Below are 7,144 nucleotides of genomic sequence, written 5' to 3' on the forward strand. Positions count from 1 at the left end.
TCTCCTCTCTCGGACGGCCCGCGGGCGCGGGCCGCACGGGAGGAGTCCAGGCGAGACCCCCGACGGTCGAACCGACCACCGGGCGGCTCCTGTGGAGAGGGACGGCCGTGGGCCGGCCCTGTGGACGGCAGGTGGCCCGAGGACCCCTACTCGCCGAGGGCCGCCAGGACGCCGGAGCGGAAGTCGGCGTAGTCGCGGTTGGCCTCGCGGACCGGCTGGACGACGCGCTCCTCCAGGACCCCGGCGACGGCGTCGCGCAGGTTCTCCTCCGCGCGACGCGCCCGCGAGCGGGCCGCGGCCGCGGCGGCGATGCGACCCAGCACGGCGAGCACCAGGCCGGCGGCGAGGCAGCCGACGAGCACCACCGCGGGTGCCGGGTAGCCGACCACGTCCGGCGCGTCCTCGACGACCGATGCCGCGGCGAGGCCCCACCACACGCCCCCGGCGAGCGCCCCGGCGAGGAGCAGCCACTGCACCAGCCGGAGCAGGTGGGCCCACCACGGGATCCGTCCGGCACCGAGCTCGACGCCACGCAGCTCGCTGTCGATCCGCTGGCCCGTCTCGTCCAGGTCGTCGGTGGCGGCCGCCCGCAGCGCCCGCTCCCACGGGGTGGCCAGGTCGCGGCCGATGCCGTCGGCGAACTCGCGGATCGCCGTGTGCAGCGCGCCGCGCTGCACCTGCCCGACCTGCGGGGCGTCGGAGTGCGCGGGCAGCTCGTCCCCGAGCTCGGCGACCAGCGCCTGGTCCGGGGTGCGGCCGAAGAGCGCCAGCGGGGGCCACGTGGTGGCCCGGCCGGTACGCGAGGCGACGGTGCGCCGCACGCCCGCGGCGAGCACCGGTACGCCGGCGGCGTCATCGACCTTCGTCTGCAGCTCCTCCACGGCCTCCGTCGTGACCTCCCGCGGCGCCGCGGTCCCGCCGGCGCCCTCCAGGCGGCGGGCAGCCGTGGCGACGTCGGCCTCGACGCGCATCGCGGTGGCCCGCTTCGACGCCACCCGGTCGGTGATCTCGCGGCGCAGCTCGTCCATGCCGATGCCGTGCCGGGCGCTGATCGGCAGGACCGGGATGTCGGCGAGGCCGTCGGCGACGAGCAGGCGCCGCACGTCGGCGACCATCGCGTCCCGCTCGTCCTCGGGGATGGTGTCGATGTGGTTGACCACCACGAGCATGACGTCCTGGTGGCCGGCCAGCGGCTTCAGGTAGCGGTCGTGCAGGGCGGCGTCGGCGTACTTCTGCGGGTCGACCACCCAGACCAGCAGGTCGGCCAGCTCGACCAGGCGGTCCACCTCGAGGTGGTGCGCGACCTCGGTCGAGTCGTGGTCGGGCAGGTCCATCAGCACGACGCCCTCGAACTCGCGCGCGTCGCGGCGGGAGTCGAGCAGCGAGTCACGCATCGTCTGGTAGCGGGGCGGGATCCCGAGCCACTGGAGCAGCTCGCCGGCGCCCTCGGCGCCCCAGACCACGGCGGTCGCCCACGAGGTCGTCGGCCGGCGGGTGCCGACGGACGACAGCTCGAGCTCGGCCAGGGCGTTGTAGGTCGAGGACTTGCCCGACCCGGTCGCCCCGGCGATCGCGACCACGGTGTGCTGGGCCGAGAGCCGCAGCCGTTCGGTGGCCCGCCGGGTCGCCCCGGTGACGTCGTCGAGCAACGACTCGTCGAGCCGTCCCCGGGCCGCCGCCACGGCGGCGTCCAGTCCATCGAGGCGCGACCCCAGCGCCGTACCGCGGGTCGCCAGGTCGCGGACCTGACCGACCTCCTCCTCCGAGCGCGCCGTCACCAACGCTCACCCAGTCCCTTCTTCGCGGCGAACCGCAGATCGTCGACCCGACGCGCCGCGTGCCGCAGCTGGTCGGGCGCCTCCGGCTTCAGCTCCCAGGCGTGTGCCGGGGCGAAGTAGCGCTCCCTCTCCCCCGTGATCAGCGTCCGCATCCGCTGCTGCGCCGACAGGCGGGCGGCCCCGACCATCGCCTCGGCCTGCGGCGCGCCGACCACCGTGTCCAGCAGCCGCCGGCCGAGCTCCACCGACTCGGTGGTCTGCCCCTGCGGCGCGTCCTCACCCATGGTCACCACGGCCAGCGCGATCGCCAGGCCGCGGACGCCGAGCGCCAGGAACCGGGCCGTGGCGCGCACGTCGCCGCTGCCCTCCTTGACGATCGCCTGGAGCTCGGCCTGCCACTCCCGCGAGGAGCTGGCCGCGCGGGTGCGCAGGGCGCGCCCGGCGCGGGAGAGGTCGTCGGTCACCGCGGAGAGCAGCGCGTCGCCGTGCTCGGAGTCGGACCAGCCGGCCGAGGCGGCCTGGGCGGCGCGCTCGGCGTGGTCGTTGACGAGCGCCTCGAACGCCACCTCGGCGGCGATCGCGACCCGCTCGGCCTGCTGGGGCTTGCCCTTGATCGCGTTGACCAGGCGCTCGCGGACGAAGCCGACCTTGGCGTCCAGCGACCGGATCAGCTCGCCGCTGCCGACGAACTCCTGCCAGCGGGCCAGCAGGTCGCCGCGGAGCATCGAGCCGTCGGTGGCGGCGGCCACCAGGCCGGCCGTGGCGTCGTCGTACACGCTGTCCACGCCGGCCAGCAGCTCGGCGACGGCGTCGACCTGGGCGGAGGCGGCGTCGGCGATCGGGAACGCCTTGCGGGTCACCGTGCGCACGGCACCGCCGACGGTCTGGTTCACGACACCGCGGCGGGCGGGGGCGTCGGCGGCGAGCGCCTCGAGCCAGCCGCGCACCTCACCGACGTGGCCGGCGGGCAGCAGGCCCTCGCCGTCGACGGAGCCCTCGGGCACCGCGAACAGCGGGGAGTCCTTGAGGCCGCGCGCGGCCATCATCCGGGCCAGGTGCGCGGAGACCGTCGACACCGCCTCCGGCGCGGTCCGGTCGAGGATCAGCGCGACGGCGGTGGAACGCTCGACGGCCTGCTTGAGGTACTCCCACGGCACCTGGTCGGAGTACCGCGCCGCGGAGGTGACGAAGAGCCACAGGTCGGCGGCCGCGAGGAGCTGGCCGGCGAGCTCGCGGTTGCGCTCGTCGACGGAGTCGACGTCGGGCGCGTCGAGCAGCGCCAGGCCGCGCGGCATCGCCTCGGTGGCCACCAGCTGGATCGAGCCCTGGTCGGTGGTCGGCGAGGTGACCCGCTTGAGGTCGGGCAGCAGCCGGTCCGGGCCGAACCAGTGGCCCTCGTCGGGGTGGTGCACGAGCACCGGCGACATGGTGGTCGGGCGGAGCACGCCGGGGGTGGTCACGCGGTGGCCGACCAGGCTGTTGACCAGGGTCGACTTGCCCGCGCCGGTGGAGCCGCCGACCACGGTCAGCAGCGGCGCCTCGAGGGTCATCAACCGCGGGATGACGTAGTCCTCGAGCTGCTCGATCAGCTGGGCGCGGGTCTCGCGGAGGGGCTCGACGCCCGGGAGGTCGAGGGGCAGCGGGGCATCCTTGAGCGCGCCGTTGAGCCGCACGACCTCGGTGAGCAGCTTGGCGCCGCCGGTCGCGTCGGCGAGTACGGCCGTCACGGCAGCCTCGTTTCCGGTCATTGCTGAGGTACCACCTGTCCGGGGAAGGAGAACCGCGGCCGGCTCTCCTGGATGCTGTGCAGGAACGACTGACCACGGGCCTGCCAGTCGCGCGGGGCGGTGCCCCGCAGCAACCGGTGGTGCAGGTAACCGAGCTCGACGGCGGCCTGCTGGTACTCCTCCATCGCCCGCTGCGCGTCGGGGCCGCCGACGGTGCGCGCGTGCCGCCGGGCGATCCGCCGGGCCCGCAGGTCCACCACCCAGCCGATGTCGGTGGCCGGGATGAGGCCGCGGCGGGCGGCGTCCTCGAGGGCGACGGCAAGCATCTGGCGCTCGGAGCCGCGCGCCCACAGGGCGAGCCCGACCATGCCCACGAAGGCGGGCGCCATCAGCACCAGGTAGACCGCGAGGAACGAGCCGAGGCCGAAGATCGTCGAGGCGTTCCAGAGCCCGTGGGCGAGCACCGCCGCGCCGTACCCGAGCACCGGCGCGCCGATGCGGACGGCCGTCGACCGGGAGGTCACTGCGATGCCGACGCCGACGCCGATGAAGGCGGTGAAGAGCGGGTGGGCGAACGGGCTGAACAGGCACCGCAGCACGAACGTGGAGGTCACCCCGGCGATCCCGCCGGGCCCCATCCCGTCCATGCCGTCGTAGGCCGCGGCCAGGTAGAGGATGTTCTCGGTGAAGGCGAAGCCGATGCCGACCATGCCGGCGTAGACGATGCCGTCGAGGATGCCGTCCACCTCGGCGCGGCGCCACCAGAGGAGCAGGAGCAGGAACAGGCCCTTCGAGGCCTCCTCGGTGATCGGCGCCACGATCGCCAGCGAGGCGTTGCTGGTCACGCCGACGACGAAGCCGCCCAGGCCCTGGACGACCAGCGCCGCGACGGTGGCGACGCAGGCGCCCCAGAGCAGCCCGAGCGCGAGCAGCCGCTTGGGCTCGGGCTCGTAGCGGTCCAGCCAGAGGTACGCCGCCAGCACGGGGCCGACCGGCAGTGCCGCGAGGGCCGTCGCGAGGAGCGTGATCGAGGGCGCACCGGAGAACGCGAGCAGGAGCAGGACCGCCGCCGCGCCGAGGGCCACCGCGACGGTCACGAGGACCGTGAACGCAACGCTCTCGCGGTGGTGGGCATGCATGGGCCGAAGCCTATCGGCAGCGACTTCGTACCCCGGATTTCCCGGCGTACCCTGGATGGGTGAACGAGCAGGCAGCAGAGCAGACCGACCAGGTGACCGAGGCCCCGCGGACCGAGTCCCACGACCAGCCGGTGCCGGACGCCTACGCCGCGTTCATGCGGACCGGGTGGGCGGACCCCGAGCGGGAGGTCGCGGAGCACCCGATCGCGCCGTACGCCCGCGACCGCCGCGCGCGGCTGGCCGCGATGTTCCCGGGCGAGCGCCTGGTCCTGCCCGCCGGCACCTTCAAGGTCCGGGCCAACGACACCGACTACCGGTTCCGCCCCGACACCGCCCACACCTACTTCTCGGGCAACCAGACCTCCGACGCGGTGCTCGTGGTCGAGCCCGACGGCTCCTCGACGCTGTACGCCCGGCCGCGCTCCGGCCTGGACAGCGACGAGTTCTTCCGCGACCGCCAATACGGCGCCCTTTGGGCAGGTCGGAGGCCCTCCCTGGGCGAGCTGGAGGCGCTGCTGGGCCTGCCCGTGCGGCACATCTCCGAGCTCGGCGACCTGCTCGCGAAGCCGGTGAAGACCCGGGTGCACCGCGGCGTCTCGGCCGACGTCGACGCGCTGGTCCCGGCGGACGCGACCCGCGACGCCGACTTCGCCCGCGTGGCCTCCGAGATGCGCCTGGTCAAGGACGAGTGGGAGCTCGGCGAGCTCCAGGAGGCGGTCGACGCGACCGCCCTCGGCTTCGAGGACAGCCTGCGCGAGTGGGAGAACGTGCTGCGCTACGGCGAGCGCTGGCTGGAGGGCACCTTCTTCCGCCGCGCGCGGGCGATGGGCAACGACATCGGCTACGACTCGATCGTCGCAGGAGGCCCCCACGCGACCACGCTGCACTGGATCGAGAACTCCGGCGCGGTGGTGCCCGGGGACCTGATCCTGCTCGACATGGGTGTCGAGAATCACAACCTCTACACCGCCGACATCACCCGCACGATCCCGGTCAGCGGCGCCTTCACCGACCTGCAGCGCGACCTCTACACCCTGGTCTTCAACTCGCAGGAGGCCGCGATCGCCGCGCTGGCCCCGGGCAAGCCGTTCCTGGCCGGCCACGAGGCCGCGATGGTGGTGCTGGCCAACGGCCTCTCCGACCTCGGGCTGCTCCCGGTGTCGGTCGAGGAGGCGCTGGACCCGAGCTCGAAGGTCTACTCGCGCTGGACGCTGCACGGCGTCAGCCACATGCTCGGCATGGACGTCCACGACTGCGGCCAGGCCGCGCCGGAGTCCTACCGCGACGGCACCCTGGCGGAGAACATGGTGCTCACCGTGGAGCCCGGCCTGTACTTCCAGGCCGACGACCTGCTGGTGCCCGAGGAGCTGCGCGGCATCGGCATCCGGATCGAGGACGACGTGGTGGTCACCGCCGACGGCGTCCGGAACATGTCGTCGGCCATGCCCCGCGACGTGCAGGGCCTCGAGGACTGGATGGCCCGCCTGCGCGGCTGACCTCGGGCACCACGACGGGCTCAGGCGGCGACGGCCGCCTGGGCCCGTCGCGCCGTCAGGGCGAGCGTCGCGCCGGTGAGGCCGGCCAGCACCGCCGCGCCGGCCAGCGCCAGGAACGCCCGGTCCAGCGTCTCCGGGGTCGGCCCGGTCGCGCCGAGGACCGCGACCAGGAGGCTGACCCCCAGCGCGAGGCCGATCTGGCGGGCCATCGCGACCACCGCGCTGCCGGTCGAGGTGCGCGCCGCGGGGAGGTCGGCGGTCGCGGCGGCGACCAGGTTCGGCATGGCCAGGCCGACGCCGACGCCGGCCAGCAGCCAGCCGGGCAGCAGACCGGTCACGTACGCCGGCTCCGGCCCCAGCGTCGCGACGAGCAGCGCCGTGCCCGCGGCGAAGACCGCGCAGCCGGCGACGATCAGGGCCATCGGCCGCGCCCCCGGCAGCAGCCGGTGCACGACGATCGAGGTCACCGGGACGGTGAGCGGCCCGAGGGCGATGGCCAGGCCGGTCTGCAGGGCGCCGTAACCCCACACGGCCTGCAGCCACAGGATCGCGCCGAGCAGCGCCCCGCCGAAGGCGGTGTTGAAGAGCACGGTGGTCGTCGTGGCCGCGGTGAACGCGGGGACCCGGAACAGCGCCGGGTCGATCACCGGGACCGGGTGGGTGCGGCACCGGACGACGACCAGCACGGCCGTCGCGGCCGCGACGACCACCGCGGCCAGCGTCGACGCACTGAGCCAGCCCCACTCCTCCCCCTGGACCAGCGCCAGCACGAGCGCGCCGGCCGACACCGCGATCCCGGCGGCGCCGACCAGGTCGGGGCGGGCGACCTGGTCGTCGTGCCGGGGGTCGGGCAGCACCCGGACGGCGACCACGACCAGCGCGATCCCGACCGGCACGTTGATCAGGAAGGCCCAGTGCCAGGAGGCCTGGACCAGGATGCCGCCGAGCGCGGGCCCGAGGGCGGCGGCGACCGCGCCGGCCAGCGCCCAGGCGCGGGCGGCCCG

5 protein-coding genes are annotated in these 7,144 nt (G+C 74.8%); 1 reads left to right on the forward strand and 4 read right to left on the reverse strand.

Annotation, left to right across the window (positions count from 1 at the left end):
- Window positions 1–146: 146 nt before the first annotated feature.
- The 3 genes from ABLM29_RS09180 to ABLM29_RS09190 are packed head-to-tail and all read right to left on the reverse strand — an operon-like array spanning window position 147 to window position 4,644.
- Window positions 147–1,778, reverse strand: a complete 1,632-nt coding sequence (locus ABLM29_RS09180) for a GTPase (protein ID WP_349713790.1) — start codon at window positions 1,776–1,778, stop codon at window positions 147–149.
- The gene (locus tag ABLM29_RS09185) at window positions 1,775–3,505 is read right to left on the reverse strand and encodes a dynamin family protein (RefSeq protein WP_349713791.1); all 1,731 of its coding nucleotides are present in this window, start codon (window positions 3,503–3,505) and stop codon (window positions 1,775–1,777) included. Before ABLM29_RS09185 ends, ABLM29_RS09180 begins: the two co-directional genes overlap by 4 nt.
- A 17-nt stretch (window positions 3,506–3,522) precedes the next feature.
- Window positions 3,523–4,644, reverse strand: a complete 1,122-nt coding sequence (locus ABLM29_RS09190) for a PrsW family intramembrane metalloprotease (protein WP_349713792.1) — start codon at window positions 4,642–4,644, stop codon at window positions 3,523–3,525.
- Between the two features lie 59 nt (window positions 4,645–4,703).
- Between ABLM29_RS09190 and ABLM29_RS09195 the strand changes: the two genes are divergently transcribed.
- On the forward strand, window positions 4,704–6,140 hold the full coding sequence (locus ABLM29_RS09195) for an aminopeptidase P family protein (protein ID WP_349713793.1): 1,437 nt from the start codon (window positions 4,704–4,706) through the stop codon (window positions 6,138–6,140).
- A 20-nt stretch (window positions 6,141–6,160) separates the two neighbouring features.
- On the opposite strand, the gene ABLM29_RS09200 is transcribed toward ABLM29_RS09195, so the two are convergent.
- A partial coding sequence (locus tag ABLM29_RS09200) for an MFS transporter (protein ID WP_349713794.1) occupies window positions 6,161–7,144 on the reverse strand: 984 nt, incomplete at its 5' end.

Source organism: Nocardioides sp. YIM 152588 (assembly GCF_040191335.1).
GTDB lineage: Bacteria > Actinomycetota > Actinomycetes > Propionibacteriales > Nocardioidaceae > Nocardioides.

Excerpts from the sequence above, each read along its gene's own strand:
- ABLM29_RS09190 (WP_349713792.1), bottom strand. The coding sequence starts at position 4,644 with ATGCATGCCCACCACCGCGAGAGCGTTGCGTTCACGGTCCTCGTGACC.